The sequence below is a fragment of the Streptomyces sp. NPDC018263 genome, from assembly GCF_055562575.1.
Genome location: NZ_JBVHFA010000008.1, coordinates 404,594 through 422,115 on the forward strand (window position 1 = coordinate 404,594; position 17,522 = coordinate 422,115).

Annotated in this window: 17 protein-coding genes; 8 read left to right on the forward strand and 9 right to left on the reverse strand. The window is 70.3% G+C overall.

Translation table 11 applies throughout. The annotated features are described in order from the left end of the window. Window positions 1-113 precede the first annotated feature (113 nt). The 5 genes from ACZ3HQ_RS24725 to ACZ3HQ_RS24745 all read right to left on the reverse strand — a co-directional run bounded on the left by ACZ3HQ_RS24725 (window position 114) and on the right by ACZ3HQ_RS24745 (window position 3,725). Window positions 114-1,259: a DUF475 domain-containing protein gene (locus ACZ3HQ_RS24725; protein WP_467514094.1), complete on the reverse strand. Its 1,146-nt coding sequence runs from the start codon at window positions 1,257-1,259 to the stop codon at window positions 114-116. Window positions 1,260-1,335: 76 nt separating this feature from the next. After that, window positions 1,336-1,914 (reverse strand): TerD family protein, encoded by a 579-nt coding sequence (locus tag ACZ3HQ_RS24730; RefSeq protein WP_467514095.1) that lies wholly within the window; start codon window positions 1,912-1,914, stop codon window positions 1,336-1,338. Window positions 1,915-2,009: 95 nt separating this feature from the next. Beyond that, the gene (locus ACZ3HQ_RS24735) at window positions 2,010-2,585 is read right to left on the reverse strand and encodes a TerD family protein (RefSeq protein WP_161190725.1); all 576 of its coding nucleotides are present in this window, start codon (window positions 2,583-2,585) and stop codon (window positions 2,010-2,012) included. 102 nt (window positions 2,586-2,687) lie between these two features. Next, window positions 2,688-3,146, reverse strand: coding sequence for a peroxiredoxin (locus ACZ3HQ_RS24740; protein ID WP_031179727.1), 459 nt, complete (start codon window positions 3,144-3,146; stop codon window positions 2,688-2,690). Window positions 3,147-3,284: 138 nt separating this feature from the next. Beyond that, window positions 3,285-3,725: a DUF3052 domain-containing protein gene (locus tag ACZ3HQ_RS24745; RefSeq protein WP_018545328.1), complete on the reverse strand. Its 441-nt coding sequence runs from the start codon at window positions 3,723-3,725 to the stop codon at window positions 3,285-3,287. A gap of 395 nt (window positions 3,726-4,120) precedes the next feature. On the opposite strand from ACZ3HQ_RS24745, the gene aceE reads away from it, so the two are divergent. Further along, window positions 4,121-6,868: a pyruvate dehydrogenase (acetyl-transferring), homodimeric type gene (gene aceE / locus ACZ3HQ_RS24750; RefSeq protein ID WP_467514097.1), complete on the forward strand. Its 2,748-nt coding sequence runs from the start codon at window positions 4,121-4,123 to the stop codon at window positions 6,866-6,868. A 117-nt stretch (window positions 6,869-6,985) separates the two neighbouring features. Here aceE and ACZ3HQ_RS24755 read toward each other — a convergent pair whose 3' ends face one another. Beyond that, entirely contained in the window at window positions 6,986-8,473 is a 1,488-nt protein-coding gene (locus tag ACZ3HQ_RS24755; protein ID WP_467514194.1) for an MFS transporter, read from the reverse strand. A 218-nt stretch (window positions 8,474-8,691) separates the two neighbouring features. Here ACZ3HQ_RS24755 and ACZ3HQ_RS24760 point away from each other — a divergent pair, with 218 nt between their 5' ends. The 3 genes from ACZ3HQ_RS24760 to ACZ3HQ_RS24770 all read left to right on the forward strand — a co-directional run bounded on the left by ACZ3HQ_RS24760 (window position 8,692) and on the right by ACZ3HQ_RS24770 (window position 11,586). After that, entirely contained in the window at window positions 8,692-9,318 is a 627-nt protein-coding gene (locus tag ACZ3HQ_RS24760; protein WP_467514098.1) for a TetR family transcriptional regulator, read from the forward strand. Between the two features lie 126 nt (window positions 9,319-9,444). Then, window positions 9,445-10,665, forward strand: a complete 1,221-nt coding sequence (locus tag ACZ3HQ_RS24765; RefSeq protein ID WP_467514100.1) for an alpha/beta hydrolase — start codon at window positions 9,445-9,447, stop codon at window positions 10,663-10,665. Between the two features lie 66 nt (window positions 10,666-10,731). Next, entirely contained in the window at window positions 10,732-11,586 is an 855-nt protein-coding gene (locus ACZ3HQ_RS24770) for a DUF4429 domain-containing protein (protein ID WP_467514101.1), read from the forward strand. Between the two features lie 15 nt (window positions 11,587-11,601). Here the strand turns inward: ACZ3HQ_RS24770 and ACZ3HQ_RS24775 are convergent, their stop codons facing one another. Then, complete coding sequence (locus tag ACZ3HQ_RS24775) at window positions 11,602-12,621, reverse strand: aldo/keto reductase (protein WP_467514103.1); 1,020 nt, start codon at window positions 12,619-12,621, stop codon at window positions 11,602-11,604. Continuing rightward, a complete protein-coding gene (locus tag ACZ3HQ_RS24780) occupies window positions 12,618-13,073 on the reverse strand; it encodes a MerR family transcriptional regulator (RefSeq protein ID WP_467514104.1) in 456 nt (151 codons plus the stop codon). Before ACZ3HQ_RS24780 ends, ACZ3HQ_RS24775 begins: the two co-directional genes overlap by 4 nt. A 97-nt stretch (window positions 13,074-13,170) precedes the next feature. On the opposite strand from ACZ3HQ_RS24780, the gene ACZ3HQ_RS24785 reads away from it, so the two are divergent. Together ACZ3HQ_RS24785 and ACZ3HQ_RS24790 are read left to right on the forward strand one after the other, a co-directional pair. Next, entirely contained in the window at window positions 13,171-13,641 is a 471-nt protein-coding gene (locus tag ACZ3HQ_RS24785) for a GNAT family N-acetyltransferase (protein ID WP_467514106.1), read from the forward strand. 19 nt (window positions 13,642-13,660) lie between these two features. Beyond that, window positions 13,661-14,482, forward strand: a complete 822-nt coding sequence (locus ACZ3HQ_RS24790; RefSeq protein ID WP_467514107.1) for a serine hydrolase domain-containing protein — start codon at window positions 13,661-13,663, stop codon at window positions 14,480-14,482. 15 nt (window positions 14,483-14,497) lie between these two features. On the opposite strand, the gene ACZ3HQ_RS24795 is transcribed toward ACZ3HQ_RS24790, so the two are convergent. Beyond that, window positions 14,498-15,151 (reverse strand): pirin family protein, encoded by a 654-nt coding sequence (locus ACZ3HQ_RS24795; RefSeq protein WP_467514195.1) that lies wholly within the window; start codon window positions 15,149-15,151, stop codon window positions 14,498-14,500. A gap of 118 nt (window positions 15,152-15,269) precedes the next feature. Between ACZ3HQ_RS24795 and ACZ3HQ_RS24800 the strand changes: the two genes are divergently transcribed. Together ACZ3HQ_RS24800 and ACZ3HQ_RS24805 are read left to right on the forward strand one after the other, a co-directional pair. Beyond that, entirely contained in the window at window positions 15,270-16,481 is a 1,212-nt protein-coding gene (locus ACZ3HQ_RS24800) for a PucR family transcriptional regulator (protein WP_467514109.1), read from the forward strand. Window positions 16,482-16,570: 89 nt separating this feature from the next. After that, window positions 16,571-17,509, forward strand: a complete 939-nt coding sequence (locus ACZ3HQ_RS24805) for an ACP S-malonyltransferase (RefSeq protein WP_467514111.1) — start codon at window positions 16,571-16,573, stop codon at window positions 17,507-17,509. Window positions 17,510-17,522 lie beyond the last annotated feature (13 nt).

Consider the following 17,522-nt stretch of genomic DNA (forward strand, 5'->3'; position numbering starts at 1 on the left):
CGGGGCGGCCGACCCGAGTCGGCCGCCCCATTCGAAGCGTTCCTCACCGAGCGGGATGCCACACCCCGCCACGTCCCCGATCTTGCCCCTAGGGGGCGGTCGGACCCGGTCCGTCAGACCCCGGAGGAGATCTCCGTCTTCTCGCTCGACCCGGAGTCGCCCCCGGCGGCCGCGAGCGCGCGGTTGCGGCGGACCGAGGACCAGAAGGACCAGGCGATCAGGACGACGCCGACGAGGCCGGTGATGACCTCGTTGATCTCGTACTGGATGGTGATCATGAGGATCACGGCCAGCGCGCCGATCGCGTAGTGGGCGCCGTGCTCCAGGTAGACGTAGTCGTCCAGCGTGCCCTGGCGGACCAGGTAGACGGTCAGCGAACGGACGTACATCGCGCCGATACCGAGGCCCAGCGCCATCAGGACGATGTCGTTGGTGATGGCGAAGGCGCCGATCACGCCGTCGAAGGAGAAGGACGCGTCCAGGACCTCCAGGTAGAGGAACATGAAGAACGCGGCCTGGCCGGCCAGCTTCACCGCCGAGCGTGGCTTGCCGGAGCGCACGGCCTCCTCCTCGGCCTCGTGCTCGGCCTCCTCCTCGGCCTCCAGCTTGTCCTCGAAGTAGCCGGAGAGACCGCCGACGACCATGTACGTGATCAGACCCGCGATGCCCGCGATCAGGACCGTCTGGGCCTTGTCGACATGGGCGCCGCCGTGCTGGTGCGCGTGGGTGGCGAAGGTGAAGGAGGTGATCAGCAGGACGATCAAGGCGATGCAGACCGACAGCATGTCGACCTTGCCGAGCTTGGCCAGCGGCCGCTCGATCCAGCGCAGCCACTGGATGTCCCGGTCCTCGAAGATGAAGTCGAGGAAGATCATCAGCAGGAACATGCCACCGAACGCGGCGATCGCCGGGTGGGCGTCGGTGACGAGTTCCTGGTAGCGGTCCTTGTTGTTCAGCGCGAGATTGACGGCCTCGATCGGGCCCATCTTGGCGCTGACGGCGACGATGACGACGGGGAACACCAGCCGCATGCCGAAGACCGCGATGAGCACACCGATGGTGAGGAAGATCTTCTGCCAGAAGGCATTCATCTTCTTCAGGATTCCGGCGTTGACCACCGCGTTGTCGAAGGACAGCGAGATCTCGAGGATGGAAAGGATCGCCACGATGCCGAAGGCCTTCCACCCCCCGTAGAAGACCGCCGCGACCAGGCCGATCGCGGTGATCGCGAAAGACCAGCCGAAGGTTTTCAGAAGCACTGGCTACCCCATCATCTTCTGGGGGCCCCTCCCAGACGCTGTCTGGGGGAGGTCTCCCCCGTCGCCGTACCCGGCTTTACGAAACGTTGACTCCGAAGTCTAGAGCGATGCCCCGAAGTCCGGACGCGTACCCCTGTCCGACCGCACGGAACTTCCATTCGCCCTGATACCGGTAGAGCTCGCCGAAGATCATGGCCGTTTCGGTGGAGGCGTCCTCGCTGAGGTCGTAGCGCGCGAGTTCCTGGCCGTCGGACCGGTTGACCACCCGGATGAAAGCGTTGGCGACCTGGCCGAAGGACTGGTTGCGCTCGTCCGCCATATGGATCGAGACCGGGAAAATGATCTTCTCGCACTGCGGCGGCACCTGGGAAAGGTCCACCAGAATCGATTCGTCGTCGCCCTCGCCCTCACCGGTGAGGTTGTCGCCGGTGTGCTCGACCGAGCCCTCGGGGCTGGTGAGCTGGTTGTAGAAGACGAAGTACTCGTCCCCCAGCACCCGGTTCCCGGCGCCGCACAGCAGGGCGCTGGCGTCCAGGTCGAAGGGGGCGCCGGTGGTGGAGCGGGCGTCCCAGCCCAGCCCGATCATGACGTTCGTGAGATTCGGCGCGGCCTTGGAGAGGGAGACATTGCCTCCCTTGGCGAGCGTGACACCCATGCTGATCCTCCCCTGTGGTGTTCCCTGGTCTCCTGCGCGTCCGGCGCCGCCCGCAAACGCGGAACGGCGCCGGAGGCGGTGCGAGCCGTAGGGCGTCAGACGTTGACGCCGAAGTCCTGGGCGATGCCGCGCAGGCCCGAGGCGTACCCCTGGCCGATGGCGCGGAACTTCCACTCCGGGCCGTTGCGGTACAGCTCGCCGAAGACCATGGCGGTCTCGGTGGAGGCGTCCTCGCTGAGGTCGTAGCGCGCGAGTTCCTTGCCGTCCGCCTGGTTGACGACGCGGATGAAGGCGTTGCGGACCTGGCCGAAGGACTGCTGGCGGTTCTCGGCCTCGTAGATCGAGACCGGGAAGACGATCTTCTCCACGTCGGCCGGGACCGCGGCGAGGTCGACCTTGACCTGCTCGTCGTCGCCCTCGCCCTCGCCGGTGAGGTTGTCGCCGGTGTGCTCCACCGAGCCGTCGGGGCTCTTGAGGTTGTTGAAGAAGACGAAGTTCTGGTCGCTGCCGACCTTGCCGGCGTTGTTCAGCAGCAGTGCGCTGGCATCGAGGTCGAAGTCGGTGCCGGTCGTGGTGCGCACGTCCCAGCCCAGACCGACGATGACGGCGGTCAGGCCGGGAGCCTCCTTGGTCAGCGAGACGTTGCCACCCTTGCTGAGGCTGACTCCCACGGGTCCTCCATGTGGTGTCCAGGGGCCGACAGCCCCGTAGTGCATCGGATATGGGATCAACGTGCCGATCCTAGTGACGGGTTCCCGCACGGAGCGGGGCCCTCACAGGGTGTCGAGCGCCTTCACGTACTCGGTCAGGTCACGGGCGTCGGGCAGGCCGTTGACGACGGTCCAGCGCACGGTGCCCGTCTTGTCCAGGATGAAGGTGCCGCGCACGGCGCACCCCTTGTCCTCGTCGAAGACGCCGTAGGCGCGGCTGACGTTGCCGTGCGGCCAGAAGTCGCTGAGCAGCGGGTATTCCAGGCCCTCCTGCTCGCCGAAGACGCGCAGGGTGTGCATGGAGTCGTTGGAGACGGCGAGCAACTGGGTGTCGCGGTCGGTGAACTGCGGAAGGTTGTCACGCAGCTCGCACAGTTCACCGGTGCAGACGCCGGTGAAGGCGAAGGGGTAGAAGAGCAGCACCACGTTCTTCTCGCCCCGGAAGTCGGAGAGCCGGACGGTGCGGCCGTGGTTGTCCTTCAGTTCGAAGTCGGGTGCCTCGTCGCCGACCTGGAGCGCCATCGTCCTGCATCCCTTCGCTGAGCCGTACGGGTGAGCGCGGGTCACTCGCCCGGTCCCACCCTACGCAGCGATCACGCCGGGACCGCCGGGCGGACCGGGGAGTCCCGGCCCGCTCGGCGCGGCGATGACGCGTTCTTCCTAACGCTTGCCGGACTTGGCGGCCTTCGGCGTCGCCAGACGCGAGCCGCTCCAGTCCTTGCCGACACTGACGCTCTTCGAAGCGGTCAGGCCCGCGGTGGTTGCGGCCTCCGAGATGTCGCTCGGCTCCACGTACCCCGTACGGCCGGTCTTCGGCGTCAGAAGCAGGATGGCGCCGCCCTCTTCGATGTACGTGGTGGCATCCACGAGTACATCGGTGAGGTCTCCGTCGTCATCACGGAACCACAGCACAACGGCGTCGGCCACGTCGTCGTATTCCTCGTCCATCAGGTCGCCTTCGACGGCTTCCTCGATGGCCTCGCGGAGCTCCTGATCGACGTCCTCGTCGTAGCCGATCTCCTGGACCACCTGTCCGGGCTGGAACCCCAGCCTGGCGGCAGGGTTCGTCCGCTCCTCCGCGTGGTCCGCGGTCGCGCTCACGGGTTGCCTCCTGATCATGTCTTGGTGAATATCTGAGCCACGCGCGTGCGCGAAGCATTGGCCGTAGTCCACACGGGCGGGACGGATCGCGCAAGTACCCGGCCCTCCTGACCGCCGAAACGGTGACTTTCCGGGCTGCTTCGCCGCCACTCCTGGCACCGTATCCCGTTTCCCCTGGAACCACATCACACCGATGTGCCCCTTATGCGCACTTCGGAATCATCCGTCGATACGCCCATCGAACAACTTTGCCATGCCCGTCACACCCCGGGCGTATCGTCACGATTTGAACGGTCCGGCGACCGGAACGGGGAACCAGTGGATGACGTACCACGTTCCCCAGGTACACGATGGGGAACGGTGTAGGCAGGTCCCTCCGACAGGTAAGGAACAGCGTGGCTTCCGGTTCCGATCGCAATCCGATCATCATTGGCGGCCTTCCGAGTCAGGTTCCTGACTTCGATCCCGAGGAAACGCAGGAGTGGCTCGACTCCCTCGACGCCGCCGTGGACGAGCGCGGCCGGGAGCGGGCCAGGTATCTCATGCTGCGGCTGATCGAACGGGCCCGCGAGAAGCGCGTGGCCGTGCCCGAGATGCGCAGCACGGACTACGTCAACACGATCCCCACCAAGAGCGAGCCCTTCTTCCCGGGCAACGAGGAGATCGAGCGCCGCATCCTCAACGCCACCCGCTGGAACGCGGCCGTGATGGTCTCGCGGGCCCAGCGCCCCGGCATCGGCGTGGGCGGCCACATCGCCACCTTCGCCTCCTCCGCGTCGCTGTACGACGTGGGCTTCAACCACTTCTTCCGGGGCAAGGACGGCGGTGACGGCGGCGACCAGGTCTTCTTCCAGGGCCATGCCTCGCCGGGCATCTACGCCCGCGCGTATCTGCTGGACCGGCTCTCGGAGAACCAGCTCGACGGCTTCCGCCAGGAGCACTCCAAGTTCCCGGACGGGCTGTCCAGCTATCCCCACCCGCGCTCGATGCCCAACTTCTGGGAGTTCCCGACCGTCTCGATGGGCCTCGGCCCGCTCGGCGCGATCTACCAGGCCCGGATGAACCGCTACATGGAGGCGCGCGGCATCGCCGACACCTCCGACTCGCACGTGTGGGCGTTCCTCGGCGACGGCGAGATGGACGAGCCGGAGTCGCTGGGCCAGCTCTCCATCGCCGCCCGCGAGGGGCTGGACAACCTGACCTTCGTGGTCAACTGCAACCTCCAGCGCCTCGACGGCCCGGTGCGCGGCAACGGCAAGATCATCCAGGAGCTGGAGTCGCAGTTCCGGGGCGCCGGCTGGAACGTGATCAAGCTGGTGTGGGACCGGAGCTGGGACCCGCTGCTGGCCCAGGACCGGGACGGCGTGCTGGTCAACCGGATGAACACCACCCCGGACGGCCAGTTCCAGACGTACGCCACCGAGTCCGGCGCCTACATCCGGGACCACTTCTTCGGTGACGACCACCGGCTGCGCGCCATGGTCGAGAACATGACCGACGACCAGATCCTGCACCTGGGCCGCGGCGGCCACGACCACCGCAAGATCTACGCGGCGTTCAAGGCGGCCAAGGAGCACAAGGGCCAGCCGACGGTGATCCTGGCCAAGACGGTCAAGGGCTGGACGCTGGGGCCCAACTTCGAGGGCCGCAACGCCACCCACCAGATGAAGAAGCTGACGGTCGACGACCTCAAGGGCTTCCGCGACCGGCTGCACCTGCCGATCTCCGACCGCGAGCTGGAGTCCGGCGCCCCGCCGTACTACCACCCCGGCCGGGACTCGGAGGAGATGCAGTACATGCACGACCGGCGCAAGTCGCTCGGGGGTTACGTCCCCACGCGCGTCGTGCGCTCCAAGCCGCTCGCACTGCCCGACGAGAAGGCGTACGCGAGTGTGAAGAAGGGGTCGGGTCAGCAGTCCATCGCCACCACCATGGCGTTTGTGCGGCTGCTGAAGGACCTCATGCGGGACAAGGAGATCGGCAAGCGGTTCGTGCTGATCGCGCCGGACGAGTACCGCACCTTCGGCATGGACTCGTTCTTCCCGAGCGCGAAGATCTACAACCCGCTCGGCCAGCAGTACGAGTCGGTGGACCGGGAGCTGCTGCTCGCGTACAAGGAGTCCCCCACCGGCCAGATGCTGCACGACGGCATCTCCGAGGCGGGCTGCACGGCCTCCCTGATCGCGGCCGGCTCGGCCTACGCCACCCACGGCGAGCCGCTGATCCCGGTCTACGTCTTCTACTCGATGTTCGGTTTCCAGCGCACCGGCGACCAGTTCTGGCAGATGGCCGACCAGCTCGCGCGCGGTTTCGTCCTGGGCGCGACCGCCGGCCGTACGACCCTGACCGGTGAGGGTCTCCAGCACGCGGACGGCCACTCCCAGCTCCTCGCCTCCACCAACCCGGCCTGCGTGGCCTACGACCCGGCGTACGGGTACGAGATCGCGCACATCGTCGAGGACGGGCTGCGGCGGATGTACGGCGGCGACGAGGAACACCCGCACGGTGAGGACGTCTTCTACTACCTCACCGTCTACAACGAGCCGATCCAGCATCCGGCCGAGCCGGAGGGCGTGGACGTCGAGGGCATCCTCAAGGGCATCCACCGGCTGAAGGAGGGCACCGGCGGCTCGATCCCGGCGCAGATCATGGCGTCCGGTGTCGCGGTGCCGTGGGCGCTGGAGGCGCAGCAGATCCTTGCCGACGAGTGGGACGTGCGGGCCGACGTCTGGTCGGCGACCTCGTGGAGCGAGCTGCGGCGGGAGGCGGTGGCCTGCGAGGAGCACAACATGCTGCATCCCGAGGAGGAGCAGCGGGTGCCGTTCGTGACGCGGAAGCTGGGCGGGGCCGAGGGGCCGTTCGTGGCGGTGTCCGACTGGATGCGGTCGGTGCCGGATCAGATCGCCCGGTGGGTGCCGGGTCCTTACCAGTCGCTCGGGGCCGACGGGTTCGGGTTCGCGGACACGCGCGGGGCGGCTCGGCGGTTCTTCCACATCGACGCGCAGTCGATCGTGGTGGGGGTGCTGACGGAGTTGGCCAAGGAGGGGAAGGTCGATCGGTCTGTGCTGAAGCAGGCGATCGATCGGTACCAGTTGCTCGATGTGAAGGCGGCTGCGCCAGGAGCCGCCGGCGGGGACGCGTAGCGCGGCGCGGCTTGAGCGTGGCCGCGCGATCACCGTTCTCGCTTCGGTGATCGCGCGGCTGCGGGCTCGTCGTGGCTTGTCGCGCAGTTCCCCGCGCCCCTGACAAGCCACGGAGTTTCAGATGTGGCCCACTCCTGCGCCTGCCTCCGCGTTGACGCCTCGGCGGGTCAGAAGGGCTACCAGGATGGCGACCGCCGCTACGCCTGCCGCCACCAGGGACGCCAGGCTCATGCCGGAGATGAAGGTGTCGTGGGCTACGCCGGTGACCTTGGCGATGATGGCCGGGGGCATCTGGTTCGTCACCGGGGCCACGCCCACCTGGACCGCCTGGGACGCCTGGTCGAGTTGAGCGGGGGTCAGCGGGGGGAGGCCCGCGCCGGTCCAGTTGGCCGGGAGGTCGTTGTCGACCTTCGAGGCCATGACGGCGCCCAGGACGGCGGTGCCGAGGCTGCCGCCGATCTGCATGGCCGCCTGCTGGAGGCCGCCCGCCACACCCGAGAGGGCCATCGGGGCGTTGCCGACGATGACCTCGGTGGCGCCCACCATGACCGGGGCGAGGCCGAGGCCGAGCAGGGCGAACCAGATCGACATGGTCGCGCTGCCGGTGTCCGCCTTCAGGGTGGACATGCCGTACATGGCGACCGCGGTGAGCGTCATGCCGCCCGCGAGCGGGATGCGCGGGCCCAGCTTGGTGATGGCGAAGCCCGCCAGCGGGGAGCCGACGATCATCATGCCGGTGAGCGGGAGCAGGTGCAGACCGGCGTCGACCGGGCTGAGTCCGTGCACGTTCTGGAGGTAGAACGTCACGAAGAACAGGCCGCCCATGAAGGCGATGGCCATCATGACCATCAGCACCACACCCGCCGACAGCGGGACCGAGCGGAACAGGGTGAGCGGGATCAGCGGTTCCGCCACCCGCGTCTCCCACCAGGCGAAGACCACGAAGAGCAGCGCCGAGGCGCCGATGAAGCCCCAGGTCCGGCCGTCGCCCCAGCCCCACTCCGGGGCCTTGATCAGCGCCCAGACCAGGCAGAACATGGCGCCGGACAGCAGCGCGATGCCGGGCAGGTCGAAGGAGCGCGGGGCGTTCTCGGCGCGGTGGTCGAGCAGGATCAGCGTGCCGAGCAGCAGGGCGAGCAGGCCGACGGGCACGTTGATGAAGAACACCGACTGCCAGTTGACGTGCTGGACGAGCACACCGCCGAGGATCGGGCCGCCCGCGGTGGAGGCGCCGATGACCATGCCCCAGATACCGATCGCCATGTTGAGCTTCTCGGCCGGGAAGGTGGCCCGCAGCAGGCCGAGCGCGGCCGGCATCAGCAGGGCGCCGAACAGGCCCTGCAGGACCCGGAAGGTGACGACCATCGGGATGCTGTCGGACAGCCCGATGGCGCCGGAGGCCAGCGCGAATCCGGTCACGCCGATGAGGAAGGTCTGCCGGTGCCCGAAGCGGTCACCGAGCTTGCCCGCGGTGATCAGGGCGACCGCGAGGGCCAGGAAGTAGGCGTTGGTGATCCACTGCACGTCGGAGAAGCTCGCGTGCAGGTCCTTGGCGATGGCCGGGTTGGCGATGGCGACGATGGTGCCGTCCAGGGCCACCATCATGACGCCCACGGCGACGGTGATCAGGGTGAACCAGGGGTGCCCGCGCAGTCCCGAGGAGGGCCGCGGCGACGCATCGGTGGATGACCCGTCCTCCGGTCCCGTCTTGTCGATGGTGGTCTGACTAGTCATGTAATGAGGCTAGTGACAGCCGCTGACACTTGACAAACGGATTGGCCGGAACGCTTAGGCTGATCCGGTAGGACGTACAGGGAGAGGCCATGGAGACGCTGCGCGAGCTCAAGAAGCGGCGTACCCGCGAGGCGCTGGTGCGCGCCGCCCTCGAACTGTTCACCACGCAGGGGTACGAGCGGACCACCGTCGACGAGATCGCCGAGGCCGTCGACGTCTCGCAGCGCACCTTCTTCCGCTACTTCGCGGGCAAGGAGGACGCGGCCTTCGCCGTGCAGGAGATGACGGAGGCCCACTTCGTCGCCGCCGTACGCGCCCGGCCGCCGCACGAGCCGCCGATGGAGGCGCTCAGGCAGGCCGTGCTGGAGGGCTGGGACGACATCCGGGAGACCGTGGAGTCGGTCGTACCGGTCGAGCTGTACCTGCGGATGTACCGCACGATCGAGTCCACGCCCGCGCTGCTCGCCGTGCATCTGCGCCGGTCGGCGGCGACCGAGCAGACCATCGCCGGGCTGCTCGCGGAGCGCGAGGGCGTCGACGTGGACGCCGACCCCCGGCCGCGGCTCGCGGTGGCGGTGTTCGCCGGGGTGATACGGGTCACCGAGCGGCAGTGGAGCACCGGGGACGACTTCAGTCTGGCGGCCATCCGGTCGCTCACGGCGGCGTACCTCGACCAGGTGGGCCCGGCGTTGACGGGGAACTGGCGCGCGGCCTGAAATCGTTGGCGGAACGGACGAGATCGTTTAGAAAGATCGTCCGTGTCCCGGCCCCCGGCACACGAAACGTGATCCCCGCCACTCGATTGACCCGAGACCCTTCCGTTCTCCTAGTGTGTCCTCCCAGTGACTTCCTTCGGCATTTCCCCCCAGCTCAGCATGTGGCGCGCCCTGCTCGCCCTGTCCGTCGTGTTCGTGATGCTCGCGACCACCGGATGGACGGCGCAGCACACCCATCGTGAGTCGACCGCGCTGCGGTCCTCCCTGGCCGCATGGGTGCGCGACAGCGTGCACGGCAAGCCCCTGCCGGACCCGGCGAAGACCGCCCCGGCCAGGCTGGCCCGCTTCTTCGGCTCGCTCACCCCGTACGACCGCCACGACCTGGCGGCGCGCTACCCGCTGGCGGTGGGCAACATGAACGGCGCCCCCGTCGGCTTGCGCTACGAGGCCAACCGGGTGGCACTGGAGCGGGAGCGGGACGTGCAGTCGCGCCGCGTGCACGACAACCGGCTCAGTACCGCCGGCCAGCAGGACGCCGCCCGCAGGATGCACCGGTACGAGGCGCTGATGCGGCCCGAGCGGCACATCCTCGCCTTCGACCCCGAGGGTTCGGGCCGGATCGCCGAGGTCTTCGGCGACCTGCGCCGCGCCCAGCGGATCTCCGTGGTGGTGCCCGGTGTCGACACCGACCTGCTGACCTTCGAGAAGTCCTACCGCCCGTACAGCGCCCCGGTCGGCATGGCGAAGTCGCTGTACTCCGCCGAGCGGCAGGCCGCGCCCGCCACCCGTACCGCCGTGATCGCCTGGGCCGACTACACCGCGCCCGCCGGGCTCGGGGTGGACGCGGCGACCGCGATGCGCGCGGTGGACGGCGCGGTGCGGCTGAACGCGCTGCTGCGCGGACTGCCCGGCCGGGCCGAGGTGTCGATGTTCTGCCACAGCTACGGCTCGGTGGTCTGCGGGGTCGCCGCGCCCGGCATGCCCCGCCGGGTCAGCGACATCGCGGTGGCCGCCAGCCCCGGCATGCGGGTGGCCAGCGCCGCGCACCTGAACCGCACCGCCCGGGTGTGGGCGATGCGGGACGCCACCGACTGGGTGCAGGACGTGCCGTACCTGGAGGTCGGCGGGCTCGGGCACGGCGCCGACCCGGTCTCCCGCGCGTTCGGCGCGCGGGTGCTGTCCGCGCGCGACGCGCAGGGCCACGCCGGCTATTTCCAGCCCGGTACGGACAGCCTGCGGAACCTGGCCCACGTCGGCGTGGGGGCGTACGGCTCGGTGTCGTGCGCCGGCGCGGACGAGGCGTGCCGGGCGGACGTGCCGGACGCGCCCGCCGCGGGACGCGCGTAGAAACAGCAGGAAGTGCGGTCCGCGCGGGTGGCGACGGAGGGACAAGTGCCGCATACGATGAGCCGCATGGGTGACGTACTGGCGGGTTTTCATGCCGTCTGGGAGTTCGACTCAGACTCCGTGCTCATCCGTTACGAACGGGGGATACGCACACCGAAACTCTTCCAGGCGCTCGGCGAACGCCGGGTTCCGCTCGCCGCGCTGGAGGGCGTGAGCCTGGCCGGGGGCAGACGCGGCACGGTCGTGCTGCGGCTCCAGCCGCGCGCCGGAGCCGACCCGCTGCTGGAGGCCGCGGCCGGCCAGCTCCCGGAGGGCCTGGACCCGTACCGGCTGGTGATGCCGGCCGAGCGGGAGACGCTCGCCGAGTACTACGCCGACGAGCTGAAGGCCCTGCTGACCGAGTCCGGTCCCGCCGACCGGCATCTGATCGGCGCCCCCGAGGCACCGCTCCGCTTCAAGGCGTACGACGGGAAGGCGTCCTTCGACGGGACCTCGGTGCGTTTTCGCTGGTCGTGGACGGGTGCTTCGTCGGCGAAGTGGAAGGCGGGCGACAAGAGGTTCGCGGTCGCGGACCTCGGCGGGGTGGAGTGGCGCTCACCGGAGGCGTTCGAGGGGTATCTCCGGCTGCTGCCGAGCGACCCCGCCGGCACCGCCGGCCCGGTCCCGCCGGACCAGGACTCGGCGACCGTGGTCTTCGGGCTCGGCTACGGGCCGGTGCACGAGTCCCTGCCGTTCGCGGCGGCCGTCCTCGCGGCGGTACGGAGGAGAGGCGCCGTACCGGCCATTCCGGCCGCCGTGCCCCGGCGGGACCCGGCCGACATCGCGGAGCGCATCCGCCACCTGGGCGAGCTGCACCAGGCCGGTCTGGTGACCGACGAGGAGTTCTCCGCGAAGAAGGCCGAGCTGCTGGCGGAGCTGTAGCCGAGCCCGTGGGCGCTACTCCTCCCGGCCCGCCGAGGTGAACGTCATGTCGGCGTACCGGTCACCGGCGACCTGGGCGGCGATCGGCTCCAGCAGGGCCAGCTCCTCCTCGGTGAGGACGAGGTGCGCGGCGCCGGCGTTCTCGGTGACCCGGTCCGCCTTGCGGGTGCCCGGGATCGGGACGACCGCGAGGCCGTGCACTGCCGCCCGCTGGTGCACCCAGGCCAGCGCGACCTGGCCGAGGGTCGCCCCGTGCGCCTCGGCGACCCGGCGCACCGGCTCCAGCAGGGCCGCGTTGGCGACCGCGTTGTCGCCGGTGAAGCGGGGCTGGGAGCGGCGGAAGTCGCCGTCGGTCAGCTCCTTGGCGGCGTCCGTGAAGGCGCCGGTGAGGAAGCCCCGGCCCAGCGGGGAGTAGGGCACCAGGCCGACGCCCAGCTCGCGGGCGGCCGGGACCACCTGGGCCTCGATGTCCCGGCTGAACAGGGACCACTCCGACTGCACGGCGGCGATGGGATGCACGGCGTGCGCGGTGCGCATTTCCCCTGCGGTGACCTCGCTGAGCCCCAGGTGCTTGACCTTGCCCTCGCGCACCAGGTCGGCCATGACGCCGACGGTCTCCTCCAGGGGCACGCGCACATCGCGGCGGTGCATGTAATAGAGGTCGATCACATCGACGTCGAGCCGCTTGAGGCTGTTCTCGACGGCCTGCCGGATGTAGGGGGCGTCGTTACGGATGATCCGCTTGCCGGGGTCGTCCGGCGGGATGGACAGCGCGAACTTGGTGGCGATGACCACGTCGTCGCGGTGGGCCTTGAAGAAGGGGGCGAGGAAGCGCTCGTTGTCCCCCGCGCCGTAGGCGTCCGCGGTGTCGTAGAAGGTCACGCCGAGGTCGAAGGCGCGTTCCAGCGCGGCCCGCGACTGCTCGGCGTCGGCCGGGCCGTAGCCGAAGCTCATGCCCATGCAGCCGAGGCCCTGGACGCTGGTCTCCGGGCCGGTCTCACCCAGGCGTACGGACGGCGTCGTGCGCTCGGTCATCGGGTGGTCCCCTCCGTGGCGTAGAAACCGATCTTCAGGTCGAGCACGGCGAGCGTGTCGCGCAGCTCGTCGATCCGGGCGAGCACGTCCCGGCGGGTCGACTCCAGCAGCTCGCGCCGCTCGTCGTAGGTGCTCATCCCCTGTCGCACCAGCTCGGCGTACCGGACCATGTCGGCGACCGGCATGCCGGTGAGCCGCAGCTTGGTGACGAAGACCAGCCAGTCCAGGTCGCGGTTGGTGTAGCGGCGCTGGCCGGTGTGCGAGCGGTCGACGTGCGGCATCAGACCGATCCGCTCGTACCAGCGCAGGGTGTGCGCGGTCAGCCCGGTGAAGGCGACGACCTCACTGATCGTGTACCGGTCCTGGCCGTCGGGCCGGGGATGGCGCGGCGGGGGGCCGGAACAGACGTCCTGGCCGGCCGTCACCGCTTGCGTGGTCTGCATCACCGTCATGCCCTCAACGCTATGACCTTCGAGCGCACTCCAAGCAAGCGGAATCCGGCAGAAATGGCCAGGACGTGGGCCGGCCCCGGACGCTAGCGTGCCGCGCATGAGTCTCGTACGCCGGGCCCTGCCCGAGGACGCGCCGGAAGTGCTGCGCCTGCGCCAGGTGATGCTCGACTCCGTCGCCGGGGGCGGTGACGCGGGGACCTGGCACGTGGAGTCCCTGCCCACCCTGCGCGCCCGGCTGGCCGACCCGGAGGGCACGTTCGCCGCCTTCGTGGTGGACCACCCGGAGCGGCCGGGGGCGCTGGCCGCACTCGCGGTGGGCACGGCCGAGTACCGGATCGGGCGGGAGTCCAACCCGCACGGTGTGGTCGGCTTCGTGTTCAGCGTCGCCACCGATCCCGGTACCCGGCGCCGGGGATACGCGCGTGCGTGCATGGACGGGCTGCTGGCCTGGTTCCGCGAGCGGGGTGCCCGGCAGATCCAGCTCACCGCCTCCGCCGACGCCCGCCCGCTGTACGAGGCGCTGGGGTTCCAGCCCAAGCCGGACCCCTTGATGGAGCTGCGGCTGTGAGGCGCATAGGGTCGCCGGTATGTCGTTGCAGAGTCTGGCGCTGATCGAGAACTGGGCCGTGCCCACCGCCGCCGCGGGGGTCGTACGGGCCGACGGGAGCGTGCTGGGCGCGCACGGCCCGGTGGACCACCGCTTCCCGCTGGCCTCGGTGACCAAGCCGCTGGCCGCCTACGCGGCGCTGGTCGCGTACGAGGAGGGTGCCGTCGAGCTGGACGAGCCCGCCGGGCCGCCCGGGGCCACGGTCCGCCATCTGCTGGCGCACACCTCCGGGCTGGCCTTCGACGAGCACCGGACGATGTCGGCACCGGGTGAGCGGCGGCTGTACTCCAACGCCGGGTTCGAGCAGCTCGGCGACCACATCGCCAAGGCCACCGACATCCCCTTCGCCGAGTATCTGCGCCAGGCGGTGCTGGAGCCGCTGGGCATGACCTCGACCTCGCTGGAGGGCTCGCCCGCCAAGGATGGGGTGTCCACGGTGGCGGACCTGCTGCGCTTCGCCGCCGAACTCCAGGCACCCCGCCTGCTGGACCCCAGGACGGTCGCGGAGGCGATGACCGTGCAGTACCCGGGTACCAAGGGCGTACTACCGGGATACGGCCATCAGAACCCCAACGACTGGGGCCTCGGCTTCGAGATCCGGGGCGCCAAGTCCCCGCACTGGACCGGGAGTTCGTCCTCCCCGCGCACCTTCGGCCACTTCGGCCAGTCCGGCACCTTCCTGTGGACCGACCCGGACGCCCAGGTCGCCGCCGTCGCCCTCACCGACCGCGCCTTCGGCCCCTGGGCGATCGAGGCGTGGCCGGCGTTCACGGACGCGGTGCTGGCGGAAGTCCGGGGCTGACCCACAAGACACCCCCTAGGGGCCCATCTCCCACAGCAGCAGCTCGGCCGCCGTGACCCCCACCGCCGCGAGCCCCTCGGCTCCGGTGATCCGGGCCGAGTCGCCGGGGCCCAGCGTCTGGCCGGCGAGGCCGGCCTCGCCGCGCACCACGTGGACGTAGAGATGCGCGGCGTCCGGCACCGCCGTCCGCTCCCCCGCCGCCAGCCGCCGCACGTGCAGCATCGCGCCCGCGCCGGGCAGGGCGTACGGCGTGGAGTCGGCGATCCCCCGCACGACCTCGTAGGACGGCTCCCCGCCGGGCTTCAGCGGGGCCAGCCACATCTGCACGAAGGTCAGCGGGACCGTGCCGTCGTTGCGCTCGACGTGCCGGACGCCCGCGGCCGCGCTGAGGTGCTGTACGTCACCGGGGCGGACCACGCTCTCGTGGCCGGCCGAGTCCCGGTGGGTCAGCTCGCCCTCCACGACCCAGGTGACGATCTCGGTGTGGCTGTGCGGGTGCTCGTCGAACCCGGCGCCGGGCGCGAGCCGTTCCTCGTTGCAGGCGATCACCGCGCCGAAGCGCAGGTTCGCGGGGTCGTAGTGCGGCCCGAAGGACAGGGCGTGCCGGGAGTCGATGCCCGCCTCCGGGGCTCCTCCGTGGTAACGCTCAGCGGCGCGCCGTACCTCCATCACGGCCCCCACGGTAGTGCGCGCGGCGCCCGTGCCGCAGGCATGTACCGGCCGGTGCGAAAGAGCGAGACGGACCCGGCGGCACATGCGCGCGTCCCGATAAGGCAGTCTTGTCCACGTGCCCGAACCCGAATCCCACCACAGCGACCCCGCGGTACCCGCCGTCCGCCACCCGCACACCGCGACCCTGCGGCGGCTGGAGAAGTCCTCCGGCAGCCTCGCCGCGCAGGCCATCGCGCGGATGGACGACACCCTGCCGTGGTACCGGGCCATGCCCCCGGAGAACCGGTCCTGGATCGGGCTCGTGGCGCAGGCAGGCATCGCCGCCTTCACCGAGTGGTTCCGGCACCCCGAGGCGCCCCAGGCCATCTCGACCGACGTCTTCGGCACCGCGCCCCGTGAGCTGACCCGCGCGATCACGCTGCGCCAGACCGTGGAGATGGTGCGCACCACCATCGAGGTCATGGAGAGCGCCATCGACGAGGTGGCCGCGCCCGGCGACGAGCGCGTGCTCCGCGAGGCGCTGCTGGTCTACGCCCGCGAGATCGCCTTCGCCACCGCCCAGGTCTACGCCCAGGCCGCCGAGGCACGCGGCGCCTGGGACGCCCGGCTGGAATCGCTGGTGGTGAACGCGGTGCTCAGCGGCGAGGCCGACGAGGGCGCGGTGAGCCGGGCGGCGGCGCTCGGCTGGAACTCGCCGGAGCACGTCTGCGTGGTGCTCGGCACCGCCCCGGACGGGGACAGCGAGCTGACCGTGGAGGCGATCCGGCGGGCCGCCCGGCACGCCAAGCTCCAGGTGCTCACCGGGGTCCTCGGGGACCGGCTGGTGGTGATCGCCGGGGGCAGCTCGGTGCAGCCGCTGAACGTGGCCAAGTCGCTGATCGGGCCCTTCGCGCCGGGGCCGGTGGTCGCGGGGCCGGTCATGCACGACCTCCAGGCCGCGACCCGGTCCGCGCAGGCCGCGGCGGCCGGGCTGAAGGCGTGCACCGCCTGGCAGGACGCGCCCCGGCCGGTGCTGGCGGACGATCTGCTTCCGGAGCGCGCCATCGCGGGTGATCCCAGTGCGCGCGAGCAGTTGGTGGAGGAGATCTACAGACCGCTGGAGGAGGCGGGCTCGGCGCTGCTGGAGACCCTGAGTGTCTACCTGGAGCAGGCCAGCAGCCTGGAGGGCGCGGCGAGGATGCTCTTCGTTCACCCGAACACCGTGCGCTACCGGCTGCGACGTGTGACTGACGTCACCGGCTGGTCGCCCTCCGATGTACGATCCGCGTTCACGCTGCGGATCGCCCTGATCCTGGGGCGGCTCACCGATGGTGAGTCCCAGCCCTAGCCTTTTGTCGGGGGCCCACAAAAGCCTTCCGTGTTCTTCGTCCCTGTCCCCACGGGCGGCTTCGGCCGTCTCCAAGAGAGAGTGTGAGAGTGCTCGTACTCGTCGCTCCCGGCCAGGGCGCCCAGACGCCCGGCTTCCTGACCCCCTGGCTCGAACTCCCCGGTGCCGCCGACCGCGTCGCCGCGTGGTCCGACGCCATCGGACTGGACCTCGTCCACTACGGGACGCAAGCCGACGCGGACGCGATCCGCGACACCGCCGTCGCCCAGCCGCTGCTGGTCGCGGCCGGCCTGCTGTCCGCCGCGGCACTGGGTGACATCGCGCCGGACGCGGTCGCGGGGCACAGCGTCGGCGAGATCACCGCCGCCGCCTTCGCGGGCGTGCTGGACGACGTCGCCGCTCTGAGCCTGGTGCGCAAGCGGGGTCTGGCCATGGCCGACGCCGCCGCGATCACCGAGACCGGCATGTCGGCGCTGCTCGGCGGCGACCCGGAGGTCTCCGTCGCGCACCTTGAGAAGCTGGGGCTGACCCCGGCCAACATCAACGGCGCCGGCCAGATCGTCGCCGCGGGCACGCTGGAGCAGTTGGCCGCGCTGGCCGAGGACAAGCCGGAGGGCGTCCGCAAGGTCGTCCCGCTGAAGGTGGCCGGTGCCTTCCACACCCGCCACATGGCGCCCGCCGTCGAGACGCTGGCCGAGGCCGCGGCCGAGCTGGCTCCGGCGGACCCGAAGCTGACCTACGTCTCCAACAAGGACGGCCGCACGGTCGCGTCCGGCGCCGAGGTGCTGGAGCGGCTGGTCGGCCAGGTCGCCAACCCGGTCCGCTGGGACCTGTGCATGGAGACCTTCAAGGAACTGGGCGTCACCGCGCTGATCGAGGTGTGCCCCGGCGGCACCCTGACCGGCCTGGCCAAGCGCGCACTGCCCGGTGTACGGACGCTCGCCCTGAAGACCCCCGAGGATCTCGACGCGGCGCGTGCGCTGATCGCCGAGATCCGGACTCCTGCCGCTGACGCGGCGGGCGCCTGACAAGGAGCCCATG